We start from the raw sequence: 22,602 nt of genomic DNA on the forward strand, positions 1-22,602 counted from the left end.
ACATCGACCACTCAAGACAGGAGACACCACGTCATGATGTACGACCACACCTCAACACCCCTGCGCACCGGCCGTGCCGCCGTCAACGGAACGAGCCTGCACTACCGGACGGCCGGGGCCGGCTCCGCCGTGGTACTGCTGCACGGCGTGCCCAAGACCGGCTACCACTGGCGCCACCTCGTCCCGAAGCTGACGCCCCACCACACCGTCGTCGTGCCCGACCTGCGCGGTCTCGGCGACTCCGCCCGCCCCGCGAACGGCTACGACTCCGCGACGATGAGCGACGACATCGCCGAGCTGATGGCCGGCCTCGGACACGAGACCTACGCCGTGATCGGCGAGGACTGGGGAGCGGTGATCGGCTACCAGCTCGCCGCCCGCCACCGCGACCACGCCACCGCCCTCGTCTTCGCCGAGGCCTTGTTCCCCGGCTTCGGCTTCGAGGACCACACGGCCCTCACCCCCGAGAACGTCTCCACTGGCATGCACCTGTGGCACCTGGGCTTCTACTTCCAGCCCGATGTCCCCGAGATGCTGATCGCCGGGCACGAACGCGAACTGATCACCTACATGATCAAGAACGAGCGCAGCCACCCCGACACCGCCACCCCCGACGCGATCGAGGAGTACGTGCGCTGCTACTCCATGCCCGGCGGCATCCGCGCCATGCTCGCCGTCTACCGGGCCATGCTCACCGACGCCAGGCAGAACCGGGAGGCCGCCCGGAAGAAGCTGGACATCCCGGTCCTGGCGCTCGGCGGCTCCGCCTTCATCGGCGCACGCAACGAGTCCCAGGCACGGCTCGTGGCCCACCACGTCACCGGACACGTCCTCGACGCGGGCCACGACCTCGCGGAGGAAGTACCCGACGAGATGACCGACGTCGTCCTGCCGTTCCTGGCAGCGCACCGGTAGCCGACGCCCATCACCGGGCCGAAGCTGGTGGAGGGCAGGCCGCGGGTACCGGACCGGCAGGCCTTGTGCGGGATGCCGCTCGTGTCTGCACACCGGCATCCAGTGGAAGTCCCTGCCCCAGGAGCTCGGCTCCGGCTCGGGGATGGTGTGCACGATGTCGCGTCTTCGCAGGTAGGCACGGAGTCGATGTCGCCGGCCGCGTCGGCGTGGGCTCGGATGTGCCGCAGGGCCCGGGTGAAGCCTCCGTCGAGGGTGTAGCGGCGGAAGCGGGTGTGCAGCGTGTGCCACGACTGCAGCGCCCAGCCCCGGCAACACGCCCGGGCGCGGGGTACAGCGGTCGGCCAGATACAGGCGCACCGCCCGCTTTCCTGACCCCAAGCACCGGCCCGGGGCTGCCGCACCGAGTCCCCCGCCACGGGGCGGGAGGGCGCACCGCTCCATGGCCCCGGCCCGCGCCTCGCCGTCATCTCGGCCGCGTGTGCGGCCGACGGGTGCGGGCAAGGCCGGGCGTCATGCCCTGTCGACGTGGCCGTACACGCGATCGAAGCGCAGGCACGCCAGGTCCTGGCGGCGGATCATCCAGCTGACGACGCGCGAGTCCAGCTCGCGGACCTGCTCACCGCAACGCCAGGTGGCCAGCAGGACCCAGTCGCCGGTGTCCGTCGCGGCGTCGCCGGTCTCCGACTCGTCGTCCCTGGCGAGGAGAAGAGGGTCGTCGTTGAGGACAACAGGGTGGGCGCCGAGTGCGAACGTCCAGGTCGGCCAGGAGCCCCCCACGTGCGTCCAGGCGCTCTCCAACTCCTCGGCGAGTTCGTACTCCTCGTCGTCGGGGGCGTCCCACCTGGCCTCCGCGAAGCTCTCCGGCATCGGCGGGGACAAGTGGTGCCACATCGTGCGCATGTCCTGCGGCTCGAACGGCCCGTACCCGGTCTCCACACGCCGGACAACCGCCGGTGTCCCGGCGGGGACATGGCACACCGCGTCACGCATCGGGCCGTGCAGGCCCAGCTCCAGGTCGGCGAAGAACAGCAGGTGGCCCGCTGACGACAGGGGGAGGCCGGTGGCGCCCTGGGGTAGCAGCGCGCAGTCGACGCGGGCGATCAGGGGGTGGCATGGATCCGGGGCGCCTTCCGGCAGTACCGGATCACCGCCCATCCGCGCCACGAGCGGCCCGTCACCGCCCTGTGTGAAGAACGTGCCCGGCACAGCGGCCCGTATCCACTGCTCGACCTCCTCCGCCGGCAGCCCACGGGACGCCGCCTCAGCGCGGAAGCGATGCACTCTGCCGGTATTCCAGTCATCGATCACAGCCACACCCTAGCCAGGAGGGACAACACCGCGGGGGCCGCAGCGGCGGCAGCGGTTCACCGCGGCCAGGGCAACCGACCTGGCCCGGCGTCCTGAGCCCGCAAGGTCGGCCGACAGCCAGACCCGCCACTGTGTCGGCAAGTCGAACGCGAGGCCCTCGTCGGGTCCCAGAAAGTAGACGGAATCACTGAAGACGCCGCCGCCGAACGCCGCCTACAGCTGCAGCAGCCAGGCAGCATCCGCAGACATCGACCGCGCGTTTTCGGATCCTTGACCCCTGCCTCGCTCTCCGCGATGCTGTGTTGCGGAACACGAGATGTATACCGCAATGCGCAACAACGCAACAACAGAACAACAACACGCAACACCTCACATCCCTGTCATCCGAGGAGTGGCCATGACTCAGCAGGTCCGTGCTGTCGTCGCGCGGGGCAAGGGTGCCCCCGTCAGTCTGGAAACGATCGTGGTGCCCGACCCCGGCCCGGGTGAGGCGTTGGTCAAGATCGAGGCATGCGGCGTCTGCCACACTGATCTGCACTATCGCGAGGGCGGCATCAACGACGACTTTCCCTTCCTTCTGGGACATGAGGCGGCGGGTGTGGTGGAAGCGGTCGGCGAGGGCGTCACGGACGTGGCGCCCGGTGACTTCGTGATCCTGAACTGGCGGGCGGTCTGCGGCCAGTGCCGTGCGTGTCTGCGCGGGCGGCCCTGGTACTGCTTCAGTACGCACAACGCGAAGCGGAAGATGACCTTGACCGACGGTACCGAGCTCTCGCCGGCTCTGGGTATCGGCGCCTTCGCTGAGAAGACGCTGGTGGCGGCCGGTCAGTGCACCAAGGTGGACCGGGCCGCGTCGGCGGCCGCCGCCGGACTGCTGGGGTGCGGGGTGATGGCGGGCATCGGCGCGGCCATCAATACGGGCAACGTCGGGCGCGGTGACACCGTCGCCGTGATCGGCTGCGGAGGCGTGGGGGACGCGGCGATCATGGGATCGAGCCTGGCGGGCGCGGCGAAGATCATCGCCGTGGACATCGACGACCGCAAGCTGGCCACCGCGAAGAAGCTCGGCGCGACCCACACGGTCAACTCCAAGGAGGTCGACGCGGTCGACGCGGTGCGCGAGCTGACCGGGGGGTTCGGTGCGGACGTGGTCATCGAGGCGGTGGGCCGTCCGGAGACGTACCGGCAGGCCTTCTACGCGCGCGATCTCGCCGGGACGGTGGTACTGGTCGGCGTGCCGACCCCGGAGATGAAGCTGGAGCTGCCGCTGCTGGACGTCTTCGGCCGGGGCGGGGCGCTCAAGTCGTCCTGGTACGGGGACTGCCTGCCCTCCCGTGACTTCCCGATGCTCGTCGACCTCTACCTCCAGGGTCGCCTCGACCTGGACGCCTTCGTCACCGAGACCATCGCGCTGGACGAGGTCGAGAAGGCGTTCGAGCGCATGCACCACGGCGACGTCCTGCGCTCGGTGGTGGTCTTGTGATGGCGGGCGCCCGCATCGAACGTCTCATCACTTCGGGGAAGTTCTCACTGGACGGCGGCACCTGGGACGTCGACAACAATGTGTGGATCGTGGGGGACGACGAGGAGGCGGTGGTCATCGACGCCGCGCACGACGCCGGCGCCATCGCCCGGGCCCTCGACGGACGCACCCTGCGCGCGATCGTGTGCACCCACGCGCACAACGACCACATCGGTGCCGCGCCCGACCTCGCCACCTGGACCGGCGCCCCGATCCTGCTGCACGCCGACGATCTGCCGCTGTGGAAGCAGACTCAGCCCGAACGGGCGCCCGACGGCGCCCTGACCGACGGGCAGCGCATCACGGTCGCGGGCGCGGAGCTGACCGTGCTGCACACCCCGGGCCATGCCCCCGGAGCCGTCTGCCTCCACGCCCCCGGCCTCTCCGCGCTCTTCAGCGGCGACACCCTGTTCGCCGGCGGGCCCGGGGCGACGGGTAGGTCGTACAGCGACTTCCCCACCATCATCGCCTCGATCAGCGAACGACTCCTCTCCCTGCCGGGCGACACCGTCGTGCACACCGGCCACGGAGAGAACACCACCATCGGTGCCGAGGCGCCGCACCTCCAGGAGTGGATCGACCGCGGCTTCTGACCACCCGGTCACGGCCCCGCCCCGTACGGTCCCGCCCCGTGACGGCCCCGCCCCGTGACGGCCCTGCCTCCATGGCGGCCCGCCCCCGTCACGGCCCTGCCCCGGTGACGTACCGCGTGACGGCATCGGGGCAGTGCCGTCGCCGCACCTGTGCCGACCTGTGTTCCGCCTGCTCACCAGCGCTTTCGAAGCCGGTTCCGGCGTGTCCGGAAGACCGCCGTCGGCCCCCGCGCACCCCTGTCTCTGGATGCCTTGACAACCGTTCCGGGGGGCCCTCAGACTGACGTTGCGTTCACCGCAATTCGTTTCGCTATACGCACCCGAGGTGTCATGATGATTCCCGCGTGCCCTCTCGCGGATCTGCCGCGAGGCGAGGCCCACCGGCTCGACATCGATCCGCCGGTGTCGGTGTTTCACACCGACGACGGCGAACTCTTCGCCATCGACGACACCTGCACCCACCAGGACGCCTCGCTCGCCGATGGCTGGCTGGAGGGCTGCGAGGTGGAATGCCCCTTGCACGCCTCGAAGTTCGACCTGAGGACCGGAGCCGTGGACGCACCGCCGGCCAAGCTTCCGGTCCGCACCCACGAGGTCGTCGTCGAGAACGGCATGGTCTACGTGCGGCTGTCCACGGAGGCGCCCAACCTGCCGCCGTGCATCGCCTCCCGGCTGGCCGGAGGCCCCGCGTGAGGACCGTGGCCGTGGTCGGCGCCTCGCTGGCCGGCCTGTCGGCCGCGCGGTCGCTGCGGAACCGGGGATACGACGGCCGGCTGGTCGTCATCGGCGACGAGGTCCACCGCCCCTATGACAGGCCGCCGTTGTCCAAGGAGTTCCTGGCCGGTGCCATCGGCGAAGCGGATCTCGCACTGGAGAGGGACGACGAGGAACTCGGGGCGGAGTGGGTGCTCGGCGTCCGTGCCACCGGACTCGACCGCACCGAGCGGGCGATACGGCTCGCCGACGGCCGCGAGGTGCGCGCCGACGGAGTGGTCATCGCGACCGGTGCGGCCGCCCGTACGCTGCCCGGCACCGAGGGCCTCGCCGGAGTCCACGTGCTGCGCACCTTGGACGACGCCCGGGCACTGCGGGACGAACTGGCGCGCGGCGGGCGGCTGGTGGTGATCGGCGGTGGATTCGTCGGCGCCGAGGTCGCCTCCACGGCCCGTGCCCTCGGCCTCGACGTGACCGTGGTCGAGGCGGCGCCGACACCGCTGGCCGGACCGCTCGGCGAGGCCATGGGCAGGGTCCTCTCCGGCCTCCACGCGGACCACGGAGTGCGGCTGCTGTGCGGGGTGGGGGTCAAGGGGGTGGGCGGGGAGCGCCGGGTGGATTCCGTACTGCTGGAGGACGGCCGCGGCGTGCCCGCCGACAGCGTCGTGGTCGGCGTGGGCGCGAAGCCCTGTGTCGACTGGCTTCAGGGGTCGGGCGTCGCGCTCGACAACGGCGTGAAGTGCGGCGCCGACGGCCGCACCAGTCTTGCCGGGGTGGTCGCCGTCGGGGACTGCGCCAACTGGTACGACCCGCGCGCCGGAATCCACCGCCGTGTCGAGCACTGGACGGGCGCGCTGGAGCGCCCCGACGCCGCCGTGGCCACGCTGCTCGCCCACGGGGCGACGGTGCCGGGCACACCCCGGCCTCCGTACTTCTGGTCCGATCAGTACGGCGTGAAGATCCAGTTCGCCGGACACACCGCCGGGTCCGACAGTGTGACGGTCGAGGAAGGCGCCACCGAGGACCGCAGCTTCCTGGCCGTCTACCGGAGGGCCGGCAGGCCGGTCGCCGTGCTCGGGATGAACCAGCCGAGGCTGTTCACCCGCTGGCGCAAGCAGCTGGCCTCCGAAGCGTCCTGACGGAGCGTTGGCGACAGCTCGCGGCGATTGCTCCGACCTTCCACCGCATGTGTCCCGTGGCCGCCGACCGCACGGTCGTGGAACGCGACTGGCTCCGCCACCCGCACATCACCGACTCGACAGCCGCGGCAGCGCGGAAAGAGGGACCCGTGGCCCGCGCGGGCGCACGCGGGCCGCTCGGCGAACCTACCGGTGCGCTCAGCCCAGGTACCCCATGCGGTGGCTGATCTCCTCCGCGCCCTTGACCAGCGCCGGAGCCAGCTCGTGCATGCGCTCCTCGGTGAACCGGTACGAGGGCCCGGAGGCGCTGATCGAGGCGATGACCTGGCCTTCCCGGTCGCGGATCGGTGCCGCCATGGCGTGCAGTCCGATCTCCAGCTCCTCCAGCGTCCAGGAGTAGCCGCGCTTCCGGGCCTCGACGAGGTTCTTCTCCAACTTCGTCCTGGAGGAAATCGTGCGAGGTGTCACCTTCTTCAGGCCGGCCTCCGCCACCAGTGCGGCGCGTTCATGGGCGGGCAGGTGGGCCAGCAGGATCTTGCCGCTGGAGGTGGCGTGCAGCGGGGTCAGCTGGCCGACCCAGTTGTGCGCCGTGACGGCTCCCGGGCCGCGCACCTGGTAGAGGTTGATCGCATAGTGCTCCTGCATCACCGCGATGTTGACCGTCTCGCCGATTTCCTCGGCCAGACGCTCGCACACCGGGCGGCCCTGCTGGGTGATGTCGATGCGTCCCGTGACCGCGCCCGCCAGGCGTACGATGCCGAAACTGAGCCGGTACTTGCCGCGTTCTCCCGACTGCTCCACCAGGTTGCGCGCCTCAAGGGCGCCGAGCAGACGGAACGCTGTGGACTTGTGCACACCGATCTCGGCGGCGACTTCGCTGACGCCCGCCTCGCCGCGCTGAGCCAGGATCTCGAGGACGCTGATGGCCCGGTCGACGGACTGCACCCCGCCGGTCTGGGGGCCTGTCGTTTCGATATCTGGGCTGTAGTTGCTCATGACGAAACTATACGCGGAGTAAACAACGTCCAGGTCGCCGGGGCGACATCTCGCCGAAGTTGCGTTCACCGCAACCTGGTGCGTATGACGCTACCCGTACTAGCATGCCTCGCGTATCGACAGCGCGAGCGAGACGAGGCACCATGGCTCCTCTGCATTACGACTTCGTCATCGTCGGCGGCGGATCAGCCGGCAGCGCACTGGCGAACCGACTCTCCGCCGACTCCGGAAACCGGGTGCTGGTGCTGGAGGCGGGTCGCTCCGACTACCCGTGGGACGTGTTCATCCACATGCCCGCGGCGCTGACCTACCCGATCGGCAGCCGCTTCTACGACTGGAAGTACGAGTCCGAGCCCGAGCCGCACATGGGTGGCCGACGCGTCTATCACGCCCGCGGCAAGGTGCTGGGTGGTTCCAGCAGCATCAACGGCATGATCTTCCAACGCGGCAACCCCATGGACTACGAGCGCTGGGCCGCCGACCCCGGCATGGAGACCTGGGACTACGCACACTGCCTGCCGTACTTCCGGCGGATGGAGAACTGCCTCGCGGCCGACCCCGACGACGAGTTCCGCGGCCATGACGGCCCCCTCGTCCTCGAGCGCGGCCCTGCGACGAACCCCCTCTTCACCGCCTTTCTCACGTCCGTCGAGGAGGCGGGTTGCGCCCGCACCGACGACGTCAACGGCTACCGGCAGGAGGGCTTTGCACCCTTTGACCGTAATGTCCACAGAGGGCGCCGTCTGTCGGCTTCCAAGGCCTACCTCAAGCCCGTACGGAAGCGGCCCAACCTCACCGTCAAGACCCGCGCCTTCGTCAGTCGCGTGCTCTTCGAGGGCAAACGGGCCGTCGGCGTCGAGTACCGGCACGGGCGCGGCGCGCCGCAGCAGATCCGGGCGCGGGAGGTCATCCTGTGCGGCGGCGCGATCAACTCGCCGCAGCTCCTTCAGCTCTCCGGCGTCGGGAACGCCGCCGAGTTGTCGGCCCTGGGTATCGACATCGTCCACGACCTGCCGGGCGTCGGCGAGAACCTGCAGGACCACCTGGAGGTGTACGTCCAGTACGCCTGCAAGCAGCCCGTGTCCATGCAGCCGTACATGGCGAAGTGGCGCGCCCCCTTCATCGGGCTCCAGTGGCTCTTCCGCACGGGGCCCGCGGCCACCAACCACTTCGAGGCGGGCGGGTTCGCCCGCAGCAACGAGGACGTGGACTACCCCAACCTGATGTTCCACTTCCTGCCCGTCGCGGTCCGCTATGACGGCTCCTCGCCGGCCGGCGGCCACGGATACCAGGTGCACGTGGGGCCCATGTACTCGGACGCCGTCGGCTCGGTGAAGATCAAGAGCAAGGACCCGCGGGAACACCCCGCGCTGCGCTTCAACTACCTCTCCACCGAGCAGGACCGCCGCGAATGGGTCGAGGCCATCCGGTTCACCCGCCGGCTCCTCAACCAGCCCGCCCTCGCCCCCTACAACGGTGGCGAGATCTCGCCCGGCCCTTCCGTCGAGACCGACGAGGAGATCCTGGCCTGGGTGGCCAAGGAGGGGGAGACCGCTCTGCACCCCTCGTGCACCTGCAAGATGGGCACCGACGAGATGTCCGTCGTCGATCCCCTGAGCATGAAGGTGCACGGGCTGGAAGGGCTGCGCGTGGTGGATGCCTCGGTAATGCCGTACGTCACCAACGGCAACATCTACGCGCCGGTGATGATGATCGCCGAGAAGGCGGCCGACCTGATCCTCGGCAAGGATCCGCTGCCGCCCTCCAGGGCCGCGTACTACCGGCACCGCGACGCCCAGAAGCAGGCCGGGTAGGCCTTGGGCGCCGAGGTCCTGCGGGGGCTGCTGGGCCGCGTCCGCTACGAGGTGCTGCCGGCGAAGTCGACCGCGGAGAAAGTCCTCGCCCATGTCCCGCGCGACATCACGGTCACGGTCACGGCGTCGCCGGTCAGAGGCCTGGAGCCGACGCTCGGCCTCACCGAGCGGCTCGCGGCGCACGGCTACCGTGTCGTCCCGCACGTGCCGGCCCGGCTCTTGCGGGACGACGCGCACCTGAAGGACGTCGTCGACCGGCTGCGTGCGGCGGGAGTCGACGACGTCTTCGTTCCGGCGGGCGACGCGGACCCGCCGGCCGGAGCCTACGCCGGGGCGCTGCCGGTGCTGCGCCGGCTGAGCGAGCTGGGCAGCCCCTTCGCGGACACCGGGATCACCGGCTATCCGGAGAGCCATCCGATCCTTCATGACGACATCACCGTCCAGGCGATGTGGGACAAGCGGAAACACGCCACATACATCGTGAGCAACCTGTGCTTCGATCCGCGCGTACTCGGCGACTGGGTTGCCCGGATACGACGCCGTGGCGTGGTGTTGCCCGTGTACCTGGGGGTCGCCGGGCCGGTGCACCGGGCGAAGCTGCTGTCCATGGCGGCGAAGATCGGGGTGGGGGAGTCGACACGCTTCCTCACCAGGCACGCCTCCTGGTTCCTGCGGTTCGCCACGCCCGGGGGATACGCGCCGGAGAAGTTCCTCGGCCGCACGGCGGAGGTGCTCGGCGGGCCGTCGGCGGGGGTGGCGGGCCTGCACGTGTTCACGTTCGGCCAGATCGCGGAGACCGAGCGGTGGCGCCGGGCGCTGCTCGATCGGCTCGGCTGAGCTCGCGGCGCCGTATACGAACGCCGGGCGGAGCCGGAATCCAGCGACTCCGGCTCCGCCCGATCGACACGTGTCCCTCAGCGGAAGACCACCGTGCGGTTGCCGTCCACCATGACACGGCTCTCGGTGTGCCACTTCACCGCATGGGCCAGTACCCGCGCCTCCACGTCGCGACCCACCGTGACCAGGTCGTCGGGGTCGAGGGAGTGGTCCACCCGGACCACGTCCTGCTCGATGATCTGCCCCTCGTCCAGGTCCGGCGTCACATAGTGCGCCGTCGCGCCGACCAGCTTCACCCCGCGCTCGTGGGCCTGCTGGTAGGGCTTCGCGCCCTTGAAGCTCGGCAGGAAGGAGTGGTGGATGTTGATGGCGCGGCCCTCCAGCTCCTTGCACAGGTCGTCGGAGAGGACCTGCATGTAGCGGGCCAGGACCACGAGGTCGACGTTCAGCTCCCGCACCAGCTCCAGCAGGCGCGCCTCGGCCTCGGGCTTGCTGTCCCGGGTCACCGGGATGTGGTGGAAGGGGATGCCGTAGGTGCCCGCCAGCGCCTCGAAGTCCCGGTGGTTGGAGACGATGGCCGGGATCTCGATGTTGAGGGCGCCGGTGCGGCAGCGGAAGAGCAGGTCGTTCAGGCAGTGGCCGAACCGGGACACCATGACGAGTGTCCGGGCGGGGGTCGAGGCGTCCCGGAGGGTCCAGGTGAGCCCGTGGGCCTCGGCGACGGGGCCGAATCGGTAACGCAGATTTTCCAGGTCGACGTCCGGATCGGAAACGTCGAAGTGGACTCTCATGAAGAAACGGGCCTTCAGCCGATCGTCGAACTGCTGGCTCTCGAGGATGTTTCCGGAGTTGCGGACGAGAAAGCCGCTCACGGCATGGACCAGTCCGGCGGTGTCCGGACACGACAGAGTGAGGACGTACTCGCGGCCGGGACGCGGGCTAGGGGACATGGAGGAACTCCCTTGGTGCGTATCACACAACGCGATGAGTGATACGCAACATCGTTGGTCCCGTGCGTCCCGCGGTCAAGGGTGACGGGGGAACTGTCCCGATGGCGAAACCGGGGTGTGCCGACCTCTTGACGTCTGTCCGGCCATTCGGTCAGGGTGTTCCACCACAAGCAATTCAATGCACAATGCGCAACGAATTTCGTTCGAAGGGCTCCGCGCGTGGCAGATCTGTATGTGGACGGAGACTGGCGCGATCCGGTGGCCGGTGGCCATCGGGAGATCCGTTGTCCAGCGGACGGCACGATTGTCGCGACGGTATCGGAAGGTACGCGTCCCGACGCCGAGGCGGCGATCGCCGCGGCCCGGGGCGCCTTCGACGAAGGTCCCTGGCCGCACACCCCCGAGCGGGAGCGCGGCGCACTGCTGCTGCGCACCGCCGACATCCTCGAACGCGAGGCCAAGGAGTTCGCCCGCGCCGAGTCGTTGGACACCGGCAAGCGCCTGGTCGAGAGCGAGTACGACATCGCCGACGTGGTTTCCTGCTTCCGCTACTACGGCGGTATCGCCGGCACCGACGCCGGCCGGGTGGTCGACACCGGCCGCGACGACGCGGTCAGCCGGGTCACCTATGAGCCCGTCGGCGTCTGCGGACTGATCACCCCCTGGAACTACCCGCTGCTCCAGGCGTCGTGGAAGGTCGCCCCGGCGCTGCTCGCGGGCAACACCGTCGTGCTCAAGCCCAGCGAACTCACGCCCTCCACCTCCATCCTGCTGATGCGGGCGCTGGAGGAGGCAGGGCTCCCGCCCGGTGCCGCCAACCTGGTCCTGGGCGCGGGCGCCGAGGTGGGCGCGCCGCTGGCCGAGGACCCGGCCGTCGACATGGTGTCGTTCACCGGAGGCCTGGAGACGGGGCGGCGGATCATGGCCACCGCCGCCGCGACGGTGAAGAAGGTCGCGCTGGAACTCGGCGGCAAGAACCCGAACGTCGTCTTCGCCGACGCCGACTTCGAGGCCGCCGTGGACTTCGCGCTCACCGCCGTCTTCCTGCACTCCGGGCAGGTCTGCTCGGCGGGCGCCCGCCTGATCGTCGAGGACTGTCTGCACGACGCCTTCGTCGACGAGGTCGTACGCCGCGCCCGGCTCATCAGGCTCGGCGGCCCCTTCGATCCCGAGGCCGAGACCGGGGCGCTGATATCCGCGCAGCACCGGGAGAAGGTCGAGGCGTACGTCGCCGCCGGACTCGCCGAGGGTGCCGTCATGCGCTGCGGTGGCGCGCGTCCGGACGATCCCGCGCTGGCAGGCGGCTTCTACTACCCGCCCACCGTCCTCGACGAGTGCCGGCAGGACATGCGCGTGGTGCACGAGGAGTCCTTCGGCCCCGTGCTCACCGTCGAGCGCTTCCAGGACGAGGGCGACGCCGTTCGCATCGCCAACGACACGGAATACGGCCTCGCCGGCGCCGTCTGGACACAGGACGCCGGCAAGGCCCAGCGGGTCGCGCGCGGACTCCGTCACGGCACGGTGTGGATCAACGACTACCACCCCTACGTGCCGCAGGCGGAGTGGGGTGGCTTCGGGCGCTCGGGCGTGGGCCGTGAGCTGGGGCCGACCGGCCTCGACGAGTACCGAGAGCCCAAGCACATCTGGCAGAACATCCAACCCCGGCCGCAAAACTGGTTCCGCGGCTGAACGCCGAAGAGAGGTCGAACGTGACCACAGCGCAGACCGAGGTGTCGCAGCGGCGCGGCACGTCCCCGAACCCCAAGGACCCCACCCCGGTCATCTCCGTGCGCCGGCTGTGGAAGGTGTTCGGGCCGAAGGCCGACCGGGTGCCGGAGTCAGAGGAACTGTGTGGGCTGACCCGCCGCGAACTCATGGACCGCACCGGCTGCACCGCGGCCGTGCGCGAGGTTGATTTCGAGGTGTCCCCCGGCGAGGTCTTCGTCGTCATGGGCCTGTCCGGCTCCGGCAAGTCCACCCTGGTGCGATGTCTGACCCGGCTGATCGAACCCACCTCCGGTGAGATCGTCTTCGAGGGCGAGGACATCCGCGGCGCCGACCCCAGGCGCCTGCGCGAACTGCGGCGCAGCAAGTTCTCCATGGTCTTCCAGCACTTCGGCCTGCTGCCGCACCGCAGGGTGGTCGACAACGTGGCGTTCGGCCTGGAGATCCGGGGCATGGGCAAGGCCGAGCGCATGAAGCGCGCTCGGGAGGTCGTCGAGCTCGTGGGTCTGGCCGGATACGAGAACTCCTACCCCGACCAGCTCTCCGGCGGCATGCAGCAGCGCGTCGGCCTCGCGCGCGCCCTCGCCGGCGATCCGGGCGTCCTCTTCTTCGACGAGCCGTTCTCCGCGCTCGACCCGCTGATCCGCCGCGACATGCAGAGCGAGGTCATCCGCCTCCACCACGAGGTCGGCAAGACCATGGTGTTCATCACCCACGACCTCTCCGAGGCCCTCAAGCTGGGCGACCGCATCCTGATCATGCGCGACGGCAAGATGGTCCAGTGCGGCACCGGCGACGAACTCGTCGGCGCCCCTGCCGACGACTACGTACGGGACTTCGTCAAGGACGTGCCGCGCGGCGACGTACTGACCCTGCGCTGGATCATGCGCCCCGTGGAACCCGACGACGAACTCGACGGCCCCGAGCTGGGCCCGGACGTCGTCGTCCGCGAGGCCACCCGCGCGGTGCTCGCGGCCGAGAAGCCGGTCAAGGTCGTCCAGGACGGCACGCTGCTCGGCATCGTCGGCGACGAGGAGATCCTCGCCGTGGTCGCCGGACAGGAAGGCGGTGCGTGATGGCCGTCGTCGCCAAGACGACCGCGCCGGTGGCGAGCGTACGCGGGAAGGTCAGCCGCCCCGTGGTGGTGGCCGCGATCCTTTTCGCCTGGCTGGTGCTCTTCGCCGTGCTGCGGGGCCGGCAGACTCTGTCGCTCGCGGCGGCCGACCTGACCGGTCTGCACCGCTGGCTGAACGAGGTCAACGACACCGTCGGCGCGGGCCGCGACTCCAACCCGCTCTTCCTCTATTTCTTCAACGAGATCCGCCTGGCCATCGACACCCTGGTGACCTTTGTCCAGTCGCTGATCTCCCAGCCCACCGGCGGCCGTCCGGTCCCGCAGGTCGGCTGGCTCGGCGTGGTGGCGCTCACCGGCTACGTCTCCTGGGCCGTGGGCAACTGGCGGGTCGCCCTGCTGGCCGTGGCGGGCTTCACCTTCTTCGGGCTCCAGGGTCTGTGGCAGGAGAGCATGGACACCCTGGCGCTGACCCTGTCGGCGGTCCTCGTGGCGCTGCTCATCGGCATCCCCCTCGGCGTGTGGGCCGGACTGTCCGACCGGTTCAACCGGATCATGACGCCCTTTCTGGACTTCATGCAGACGATGCCGACCTTCGTCTACCTCGCTCCGCTGACCCTGATCTTCCTCATCGGAGGGGCCTCCGCGGTGATCACCACGGTGATCTACGCGGCACCGCCCGCCATCCGCATCACCGCGCACGCCATCCGCTCCGTGCCGCGGACCACCGTCGAGGCAGCGGAGTCGCTCGGCACCACGCGATCCCAGGAACTGGTGAAGGTGCTGTTGCCGATGTCCAAACGCACGGTGGTCATGGGCGTCAACCAGACCATCATGGCCGCCCTGGCCATGGTGACCATCGCCGCCCTGATCGACGCCCCCGGCCTCGGCAAGACCGTCGTCCAGGCCCTGCAGTCACTCGACGTCGGCACCGCCTTCAACGCCGGCCTCGCCATCGTCGTCATGGCCATCGTGCTCGACCGGGTCACCACGGCGGCCGCCGCGCGCACCGAGACGGCCCGCAGCGCGGGAGGGCGCCTCCGCACGTGGCGCCGGCCACTGCTGGCGGCCGGCGGGATCGTGACCGCCGTCCTGGTCTACCTGTCCCACAGCTACGTGTGGGCGGCCGAGTTCCCCGGTGACGGCAGCGCCGGCCGTCACATAGCGCGTGCGGCCGACACCGTGACCACCTGGCTTCAGGATCATCTCTCCGGGGTGACCAACGCCCTCCGGGACGCCCTTACCAACGGCCTGCTCAACCCGTTCCAGACGTTGCTCACCGACTCGCCGTGGTGGCTGGTCGGCATCACGCTGGCCGCGCTCGGAGCGGTGCTCGGCGGATGGCGTGCCGGGGTGACCGCCGGCGTGTGCGTCGGGCTGCTCGTCGGCACGGGGCTGTGGTCGGACGGCATGACGACGCTGGCGTCGACCGCGGTGGCCACCGTTCTGGTGATGCTGCTCGGCGTCGTCTTCGGCGTGTGGATGGGGCGCAGCCCGCTGGCGGACCGGCTGGTGCGGCCCACCCTGGATGCCGCACAGGTCATGCCGCCGTTCGTCTATCTCGTCCCGTTCCTGGCCCTCTTCGGCGCCACACGGTTCACCGCGATCGTGGCGGCCGTCGTCTACGCGGCGCCCGTCGCCATCAAGATCATCGCGGACGGGGTGCGGAACGTGCCCGAGACCACCGTGGAGGCGGCCACCTCCGCCGGGTGCAACACCTGGCAGATCATCACCAAGGTTCAACTGCCGATGGCACGCGGCGCGCTGACCCTCGCGATCAACCAGGGACTGATCTACGTGCTGTCGATGGTGGTCGTGGGCGGCCTGGTGGGCGCGGGCGCGCTCGGCTATGACGTCGTGGCCGGTTTCTCGCAGGGAGAGCTGTACGGAAAGGGTCTGGCGGCGGGGCTCGCCATCGTACTGCTCGGAGTCATGTTCGACCGGATCACTCAGGCTGCGGCGCGACGCGCCAGGGCATAAGGAGCACGACATCATGGCAAGACACTGGCGACCGGGAGCGGTCGGCCTGACCGTCCTCGGCCTGACACTCATCACGGCGTGCGGGGGAGCGAAGGTCGGCGACAACTCCTCCTCGGGCTCGAAGGGCTCGGGCAAGTGCGGCACGTTCAACCTCGCCGTCAACCCCTGGGTGGGCTACCAGGCGGACGCGGCGGTCATCGCATACGTGGCGGAGCACGACCTCGGCTGTACGGTCAACAAGAAGGACCTGAAGGAAGAGATCGCCTGGCAGGGCTTCGGGACCGGCGAGGTCGACGCCGTCCTGGAGAACTGGGGACACGACGATCTGAAGAAGAAGTACATCGCCCAGCAGAAGACCGCCGTCGATGCGGGGAAGACGGGCAACAAGGGCATCATCGGCTGGTACGTGCCGCCGTGGCTGGCCAAGGCGCACCCGGACATCACCGACTGGAAGAACCTCAACAAGTACGCGTCGAAGTTCAGGACCTCCGAGTCGGGCGGCAAGGGCCAGTTGCTCGACGGCGACCCGTCGTACGTCACCAACGACGCGGCGCTGGTGAAGAACCTGCAGCTGGACTACAAGGTGGTGTACGCGGGCAGCGAGACGGCGCTCATCCAGGCATTCCGAACCGCCGAGAAGAACAGGCAATGGGTGATCGGCTACTTCTACGAACCCCAGTGGTTCATGTCCGAGGTACCGCTGGTCAAGGTCAAGCTGCCCGCCTACACGACGGGCTGCGACGCCGACGCGGCCAAGGTGGACTGCGACTACCCGGTCTACGACCTGGACAAGATCGTCAGCGCGAAGTTCGCCACGTCGGGGAGCCCGGCGTACCGCCTGGTGAAGAAGTTCAACTGGACCAACGACGACCAGAACACCGTGGCCAAGTACATCGCGGTGGACAAGATGTCGGACGAGGCGGCGGCGGAGAAGTGGGTCGAAGCGAACCGTGACAAGGTCGACGCCTGGCTGAAGTAGCACGGGCCGGCGACGGCCGGCCGAGGACGCCCGGCGGGCGGTGTGCACAGGTGCGCACCGCCCGCCGGGCGTCGCCTTGTTCCGGGCCGTTTTCCGCGCGTCACGGACCCCTTGACACCCTTCCTCGGCGACAGGCACATTGAGTTGCGCAACCTGAACCAAGTTGCGTGGAAAGCAACGAGAGCGGTTTGAAGTTCGGAGGTTGGGCGATGGCAGGACCCCGAGTGGTCATCATCGGAGCGGGTGTCGTGGGAGCGGCCCTCGCGGATGAGATCTCCGCACGCGGCTGGACCGAAGTGACCGTGGTCGACCAGGGCCCCCTGCCGGCCACCGGGGGATCCTCCTCGCACGCCCCGGGCCTGGTCTTCCAGACCAACCCGTCCAAGGCCATGACCGAGATGGCCCGCTACACCGTCGAGAAGTTCCGCTCCCTCGACGTCGACGGCAAGCCCTGCTTCCTCCAGGTCGGCGGCCTGGAAGTGGCGACCACGCCCGAGCGCCTCGCCGAACTCCACCGCCGTCACGGCTGGATCACCGCCTGGGGCGTCGAGGCGCGACTGCTCACCCCCGACGAGTGCGTGGAGCAGCACCCGCTCGTCGACCGTGACAAGGTCCTGGGCGGCCTCCTCATCCCCACCGACGGCCTCGCCAAGGCCGTCCTCGCCGTCGAGGCGCAGATCCGCCGGGCCACCGAACGCGGCGTGCGTTTCCTCGCCCGCCACGAAGTCCTCGACGTACGGCAGGACGAGGGCCGGGTGACCGGCGTGCTGACCGACCGGGGCGAGATCCCCGCCGACATCGTCGTGTGCTGCGCCGGCATCTGGGGGCCGAAGATCGCGCGCATGGTCGGGATGAACCTGCCGCTCACCCCACTCGCCCACCAGCTCGCCTGGACCGGCCCGATTCCCGCCCTCGCGGGCCAGGCCGAGGAAGCGGTTCGCCCGATCCTGCGCCACCAGGACGCCGACCTCTACTACCGCGACCGCTTCGACACCATCGGCATCGGCTACTACGGCCACCGCCCCATGCCCGTGTCCGCGGACGACATCCTCTCCGTGGACCAGGCCGAGCAGATGCCGTCGGTCCTGGAGTTCACCGAGGAGGACTTCGAGGACGCCTGGGCCGCGACGAGGTCACTGCTTCCGGCGACCCGCGAGGCCAAGATCGAAGAGGGCATCAACGGCCTGTTCTCCTTCACCCCCGACGGCTACCCGCTGCTCGGCGAGTCCCCGGACGTCAAGGGCTTCTGGGTCGCCGAGGCCGTGTGGGTCACCCACTCCGCGGGCGTCGGCCGGGCCGTCGCCGAGTGGCTGGTCGACGGCTACTGCTCCTCCTTCGACCTGCACGAGTGCGACGTCAACCGTTTCGAGCCGCACCAGCTCGCCCCGGAGTACGTCCTGGCCCGCGACTGCCAGAACTTCGCCGAGGTCTACGACATCCTCCACCCCCTCCAGCCGGCCGGCGAGCCACGCCCGATCCGCACCAGCCCCTTCTACGCCCGCCAGCGGGAGATGGGCGCGTTCTTCCTGGAGGCGAGCGGCTGGGAGCGCCCGCAGTGGTACGAGTCCAACGCCTCCCTGGTCGAGGGCCGCTCCATCCCGACGCCCAACGACTGGGCCGCGCGGTACTGGTCCCCGATCGTCGGCGCCGAGGCGCAGGCCACCCGTGAGACCGTCGCCCTCTACGACATGACGGCCCTCAAGCGCCTGGAGGTGAGCGGCCCGGGTGCCGCGGCCTTCCTGGAACACCTGTGCACCGGCAAGGTCGACAAGTCGGTCGGCTCGGTGACGTACACCCTGCTGCTGGACCGCGACGGCGGCATCCGCAGCGACATCACCGTCGCCAAGCTGGCCAGGGAACTCTTCCAGATCGGCGCCAACGGCAACCTCGACCTCGACTGGTTCACCCGGCACCTCCCCGCCGACGGCTCGGTCCAGGTGCGCGACATCACCTCCGGCACCTGCTGCGTCGGCCTGTGGGGCCCGCTCGCCCGCAAGGTGCTCCAGCCCCTCACGGAGAACGACTTCTCGGGCGCCGGTCTGAAGTACTTCCGCGCCCAGCGCGCCCACATCGGCAGTGTCCCGGTGACGGCGATGCGCCTGAGTTACGTCGGCGAGCTCGGCTGGGAGCTGTACACCACCGCCGACCTGGGCCAGAAGCTCTGGGACACCCTGTGGGCGGCAGCCGAACCGCTCGGCGGCGTCGTCGCGGGCCGCGGCGCCTTCAACAGTCTGCGGCTGGAGAAGGGCTATCGCTCCTTCGGCACCGACATGACCTACGAGCACGACCCCTACGAAGCCGGTGTCGGCTTCGCCGTCAAGCTCGACAAGGAGGACTTCGTCGGCAAGGCGGCGCTGGAGCGGCGCAAGGCCGACGTACGGCGCAAGCTGAGCTGCCTCACCATCGACGATCCCCGGGCCGTCGTCCTCGGCAAGGAACCGGTCTACGACGGCGACCGCGCCGTCGGCTACGTCACCAGCGCCGCCTACGGCTACACGATCGGCAAGGGCATCGCCTACGCCTGGCTCCCGGCGGAACTCGCCACCCCCGGTACCACCGTGCACATCGGCTACTTCGACCAGCGTGTCGAGGCAGTCGTCGCCGAGGAGCCCCTGTTCGACCCCACCATGTCCCGTCTCCGTGGCTAGCAGGCAGTGTCAGTCCCGAAGGAAGGAGCGCCGCCGGTGACCGCACAGCTACTCGACGGCAAGGCGACCGCGGCCGCCATCCGCCGTGAACTGGCAGAACGCGTGGCCAAGCTGACGGCCGACAGCGGCCGCCCGCCGGGCCTCGGCACCGTCCTGGTGGGCGACGACCCGGGCAGCCACGCCTACGTCGCCGGAAAACACCGCGACTGCGCGCAGATCGGCGTCGCCTCCCTCCGCCGCGAGCTGCCCGCCGACGCCACCCAGCAGCAGGTCGAGGACGTCATCGACGAACTCAACGCCGACCCGGCCTGCACCGGCTACATCGTGCAACTGCCGCTGCCACGCCCCCTGGACGCGAACGCCGTACTGGAACGCATGGACCCGGCCAAGGACGCCGACGGTCTGCACCCGGCCAACCTCGGCCGGCTGGTCCTGGGCGTCGAGGGCCCGTTGCCCTGCACTCCGCGCGGCATCGTCGAACTGCTCCGCCGGTACGAGGTGCCGCTCGCCGGAGCGCGCGTGTGCGTGGTCGGCCGGGGGATCACCGTCGGACGGCCCATCGGCCTCCTGCTCACCCGGAGGTCCGAGAACGCCACCGTCACCCTCTGCCACACCGGCACCAAGGGCCTGGCCTGGCACGTACGCGAGGCGAACATCGTCGTCGCCGCCGCCGGATCGCCCGGACTGATCACCAAGGACATGCTGCGCCCCGGCGCCGCCGTCCTGGACGTCGGCATCACCCGCACCGAGCACGGGCTGCTCGGCGACGTCCACCCGGAGGCCGCCCAGGTCGCCGGATGGCACGCGCCGATGCCCGGGGGAGTGGGGCCCATGACCCGGGCGATGCTGCTCGCCAACGTCGTCGAAGCCGCCGAGAGGAACGCGAACACCGCATGAACGCGCTGAACACCCCCCTGGCGCGACTGGACCCCGAGGTCCACGCCGCCCTCCGCGCCGAGCTGCACCGCCAGCAGTCCACCCTCGAGATGATCGCCTCCGAGAACTTCGCACCCTCCGCGGTGATGGAGGCGCAGGGCTCGGTGCTCACCAACAAGTACGCCGAGGGCTACCCCGGCCGCCGCTACTACGGCGGCTGCGAACACGTCGACGTCACCGAGCGCCTCGCCATCGAACGCGTCCGGTCCCTCTTCGGGGCGGGCTTCGCCAACGTCCAGCCGCACTCGGGCGCGCAGGCGAACACCGCCGTCTTCTTCGCCCTCCTCCAGCCCGGCGACACCGTGCTCGGTCTCGACCTCGCGCACGGCGGTCACCTCACCCACGGCATGCGCATCAACTACAGCGGCAGGATGCTCAATGTCGTGCCGTACCACGTCCGCGAGGCGGACAACCTCGTGGACATGGAGGAGGTGGAACACCTCGCCAAGGAGCACCGCCCCAAGATGATCATCGCGGGCTGGTCCGCGTACCCGAGGCAACTGGACTTCGCGGCCTTCCGCCGCATCGCCGACGAGGTCGGGGCCCTCCTCATGGTCGACATGGCCCACTTCGCGGGCCTGGTCGCGGCCGGACTGCACCCGAGCCCCGTCCCTCACGCGCACGTGGTCACCACCACGACCCACAAGACGCTCGGCGGCCCGCGCGGCGGAGTCATCCTCACCGACGACGCCGACCTCGCCAAGAAGATCAATTCGGCGGTGTTCCCCGGCATGCAGGGCGGCCCGCTGGAGCATGTCATCGCCGCGAAGGCGGTCTCCTTCAAGGTCGCGGCATCGCCCGAGTTCGCCGAACGCCAGGCCCGCACCCTCGCCGGGGCCCGCGTCCTGGCCGAGCGCCTGACCCGGCCCGACGCGGCCGCGGCCGGAGTGAAGGTGCTGACAGGAGGCACGGACGTCCACCTCGTCCTCGTCGACCTGCGTGACTCGGAACTCGACGGAAGGCGGGCCGAAGACCTGCTGCACGAGATCGGCATCACCGTCAACCGCAACGCCGTCCCCTTCGACCCACGCCCGCCCATGGTCACCTCCGGCCTGCGCATCGGCACCCCGGCGCTGGCCACCCGGGGCTTCACCGAGGAGGACTTCGCCGAAGTCGCCGACGTCATCGCGCTGGCCCTCCAGCCCGAGCCGGACGTGGCCGCGCTCCGCGCGCGCACCAGGGCACTCGCGGCCGAGCACCCGCTCTACCCTCACCTTTCGGCAGACGGAGACGTCCGATGAGCCCCAGCACCCCCGGCGCCGACCTCCCCGACCACCCCGACTGGCTCTGGCGCACGCCCGAACCCAAGCGGTCGTACGACGTGGTCATCGTGGGCGGCGGCGGACACGGGCTGGCCACCGCCCACTACCTGGCCAGGAACCACGGCATCACCAACGTCGCGGTCCTGGAGAAGGGCTGGCTCGCGGGCGGCAACATGGCCCGCAACACCACGATCATCCGCTCCAACTACCTGTGGGACGAGAGCGCCGGAATCTACGAGCACGCCCTCAAACTGTGGGAGGGGCTGGAGGAGGAGCTCGACTACCCCATCCTCTTCTCCCAGCGCGGCGTGCTGAACCTCGCCCACAGCCTCCAGGACGTCCGCGACAGTGTGCGCCGTGTCGAGGCCAACCGGCTCAACGGAGTCGACGCCCAGTGGCTGGACGCCGAGCGGGTCAAAGAGGTCTGCCCGATCGTCAACATCTCCCCCGATGTGCGCTACCCGGTCCTCGGCGGCACCTACCAGCCGCGCGCCGGCATCGCCAAGCACGACTACGTGGCCTGGGGCTTCGCCCGCTCCGCTGACGCCGCCGGCATCGACATCATCCAGAACTGCGAGGTCACCGGGTTGGACGTGGCCGGCGGCCGGGTGGTCGGCCTGCGGACCACGCGCGGCCCGATCGCGGCGGGCAAGGTGGCCCTGTGCGCGGCCGGTCACACCTCGGTGCTGGCAGCCATGGCAGGCATCGAGCTGCCGATCCAGAGCCACCCGTTGCAGGCCCTCGTCTCCGAACTCCTGGAGCCGGTCCACCCCACGGTGGTCATGTCCAACGCCGTCCACGTGTACGTCAGCCAGGCGCACAAGGGCGAGCTGGTGATGGGCGCCGGAATCGACGCGTACAACTCCTACACCCAGCGCGGCGCGTTCCACATCATCGAGGAGCAGATGTCCGCCGCGCTGGAACTCTTCCCCGCCTTCGCCCGTGCCCATGTGCTGCGCACCTGGGGAGGAATCGTGGACGTCAGCCCGGACGCCTCGCCCATCGTGGGCCTCAGTCCGGTGGCCAACCTCTATCTCAACTGCGGGTGGGGAACGGGCGGCTTCAAGGCCACCCCAGGGGTCGGCTGGGTCTACGCCCACACCATCGCCCACGACACCCCCCACCCCCTGAACGCCCCCTTCTCGCTCGACCGTTTCATCACCGGCGCGCTCGTCGACGAGCACGGCGCGGCCGCGGTGGCCCACTAGGGAG

18 protein-coding genes are annotated in these 22,602 nt (G+C 69.9%); 15 read left to right on the forward strand and 3 right to left on the reverse strand.

All coding sequences use genetic code 11. The features are described from left to right. Window positions 1-33 precede the first annotated feature (33 nt). Window positions 34-915, forward strand: coding sequence for an alpha/beta fold hydrolase (locus tag ABFY07_RS01430; RefSeq protein WP_346172623.1), 882 nt, complete (start codon window positions 34-36; stop codon window positions 913-915). Window positions 916-1,425: 510 nt separating this feature from the next. Here the strand turns inward: ABFY07_RS01430 and ABFY07_RS01440 are convergent. Beyond that, window positions 1,426-2,196: a DUF1963 domain-containing protein gene (locus tag ABFY07_RS01440; RefSeq protein ID WP_346172624.1), complete on the reverse strand. Its 771-nt coding sequence runs from the start codon at window positions 2,194-2,196 to the stop codon at window positions 1,426-1,428. 424 nt (window positions 2,197-2,620) lie between these two features. On the opposite strand from ABFY07_RS01440, the gene ABFY07_RS01445 reads away from it, so the two are divergent. The 4 genes from ABFY07_RS01445 to ABFY07_RS01460 all read left to right on the forward strand — a co-directional run bounded on the left by ABFY07_RS01445 (window position 2,621) and on the right by ABFY07_RS01460 (window position 6,191). Beyond that, window positions 2,621-3,706: an S-(hydroxymethyl)mycothiol dehydrogenase gene (locus ABFY07_RS01445; protein ID WP_346172625.1), complete on the forward strand. Its 1,086-nt coding sequence runs from the start codon at window positions 2,621-2,623 to the stop codon at window positions 3,704-3,706. Further along, a complete protein-coding gene (locus tag ABFY07_RS01450) occupies window positions 3,706-4,338 on the forward strand; it encodes an MBL fold metallo-hydrolase (RefSeq protein WP_346172626.1) in 633 nt (210 codons plus the stop codon). Before ABFY07_RS01445 ends, ABFY07_RS01450 begins: the two co-directional genes overlap by 1 nt. 330 nt (window positions 4,339-4,668) lie before the next feature. Next, the gene (locus ABFY07_RS01455) at window positions 4,669-5,031 is read left to right on the forward strand and encodes a bifunctional 3-phenylpropionate/cinnamic acid dioxygenase ferredoxin subunit (RefSeq protein WP_346172627.1); all 363 of its coding nucleotides are present in this window, start codon (window positions 4,669-4,671) and stop codon (window positions 5,029-5,031) included. Beyond that, window positions 5,028-6,191, forward strand: coding sequence for an NAD(P)/FAD-dependent oxidoreductase (locus ABFY07_RS01460; protein ID WP_346172628.1), 1,164 nt, complete (start codon window positions 5,028-5,030; stop codon window positions 6,189-6,191). The genes ABFY07_RS01455 and ABFY07_RS01460 overlap by 4 nt, the downstream gene beginning before the upstream one ends. Before the next feature lie 198 nt (window positions 6,192-6,389). Here ABFY07_RS01460 and ABFY07_RS01465 read toward each other — a convergent pair whose 3' ends face one another. Next, window positions 6,390-7,187 carry an IclR family transcriptional regulator gene (locus ABFY07_RS01465; RefSeq protein WP_346172629.1) on the reverse strand — a complete coding sequence of 266 codons (798 nt, stop codon included), beginning with the start codon at window positions 7,185-7,187 and terminating at the stop codon, window positions 6,390-6,392. 143 nt (window positions 7,188-7,330) lie between these two features. On the opposite strand from ABFY07_RS01465, the gene betA reads away from it, so the two are divergent. Together betA and ABFY07_RS01475 are read left to right on the forward strand one after the other, a co-directional pair. After that, the gene (gene betA / locus ABFY07_RS01470; RefSeq protein WP_346172630.1) at window positions 7,331-9,001 is read left to right on the forward strand and encodes a choline dehydrogenase; all 1,671 of its coding nucleotides are present in this window, start codon (window positions 7,331-7,333) and stop codon (window positions 8,999-9,001) included. A 3-nt stretch (window positions 9,002-9,004) separates the two neighbouring features. Further along, a complete protein-coding gene (locus ABFY07_RS01475) occupies window positions 9,005-9,838 on the forward strand; it encodes a 5,10-methylenetetrahydrofolate reductase (RefSeq protein WP_346172631.1) in 834 nt (277 codons plus the stop codon). A gap of 77 nt (window positions 9,839-9,915) precedes the next feature. On the opposite strand, the gene purU is transcribed toward ABFY07_RS01475, so the two are convergent. Further along, on the reverse strand, window positions 9,916-10,788 hold the full coding sequence (purU, locus tag ABFY07_RS01480; protein ID WP_346172632.1) for a formyltetrahydrofolate deformylase: 873 nt from the start codon (window positions 10,786-10,788) through the stop codon (window positions 9,916-9,918). 219 nt (window positions 10,789-11,007) lie between these two features. Between purU and ABFY07_RS01485 the strand changes: the two genes are divergently transcribed. From ABFY07_RS01485 to ABFY07_RS01520, 8 genes are all read left to right on the forward strand, one after another. After that, complete coding sequence (locus ABFY07_RS01485) at window positions 11,008-12,477, forward strand: aldehyde dehydrogenase family protein (protein WP_346172633.1); 1,470 nt, start codon at window positions 11,008-11,010, stop codon at window positions 12,475-12,477. A gap of 20 nt (window positions 12,478-12,497) precedes the next feature. Further along, complete coding sequence (locus tag ABFY07_RS01490) at window positions 12,498-13,589, forward strand: quaternary amine ABC transporter ATP-binding protein (RefSeq protein WP_346172634.1); 1,092 nt, start codon at window positions 12,498-12,500, stop codon at window positions 13,587-13,589. After that, entirely contained in the window at window positions 13,589-15,565 is a 1,977-nt protein-coding gene (locus tag ABFY07_RS01495) for an ABC transporter permease (RefSeq protein WP_346172635.1), read from the forward strand. The genes ABFY07_RS01490 and ABFY07_RS01495 overlap by 1 nt, the downstream gene beginning before the upstream one ends. A gap of 13 nt (window positions 15,566-15,578) precedes the next feature. Then, window positions 15,579-16,544, forward strand: coding sequence for an ABC transporter substrate-binding protein (locus ABFY07_RS01500; RefSeq protein ID WP_346172636.1), 966 nt, complete (start codon window positions 15,579-15,581; stop codon window positions 16,542-16,544). A 209-nt stretch (window positions 16,545-16,753) separates the two neighbouring features. Next, on the forward strand, window positions 16,754-19,192 hold the full coding sequence (locus ABFY07_RS01505; RefSeq protein WP_346172637.1) for a GcvT family protein: 2,439 nt from the start codon (window positions 16,754-16,756) through the stop codon (window positions 19,190-19,192). Between the two features lie 36 nt (window positions 19,193-19,228). Then, window positions 19,229-20,089 carry a bifunctional methylenetetrahydrofolate dehydrogenase/methenyltetrahydrofolate cyclohydrolase gene (locus ABFY07_RS01510; protein WP_346172638.1) on the forward strand — a complete coding sequence of 287 codons (861 nt, stop codon included), beginning with the start codon at window positions 19,229-19,231 and terminating at the stop codon, window positions 20,087-20,089. Next, the gene (gene glyA, locus ABFY07_RS01515) at window positions 20,086-21,369 is read left to right on the forward strand and encodes a serine hydroxymethyltransferase (RefSeq protein ID WP_346172639.1); all 1,284 of its coding nucleotides are present in this window, start codon (window positions 20,086-20,088) and stop codon (window positions 21,367-21,369) included. The genes ABFY07_RS01510 and glyA overlap by 4 nt, the downstream gene beginning before the upstream one ends. Further along, complete coding sequence (locus ABFY07_RS01520; RefSeq protein ID WP_346172640.1) at window positions 21,366-22,598, forward strand: sarcosine oxidase subunit beta family protein; 1,233 nt, start codon at window positions 21,366-21,368, stop codon at window positions 22,596-22,598. The genes glyA and ABFY07_RS01520 overlap by 4 nt, the downstream gene beginning before the upstream one ends. Window positions 22,599-22,602 lie beyond the last annotated feature (4 nt).

Origin of the sequence: Streptomyces sparsogenes subsp. cuspidosporus (assembly GCF_039532705.1) — a bacterium.
Lineage (GTDB): Bacteria > Actinomycetota > Actinomycetes > Streptomycetales > Streptomycetaceae > Streptomyces > Streptomyces sparsogenes.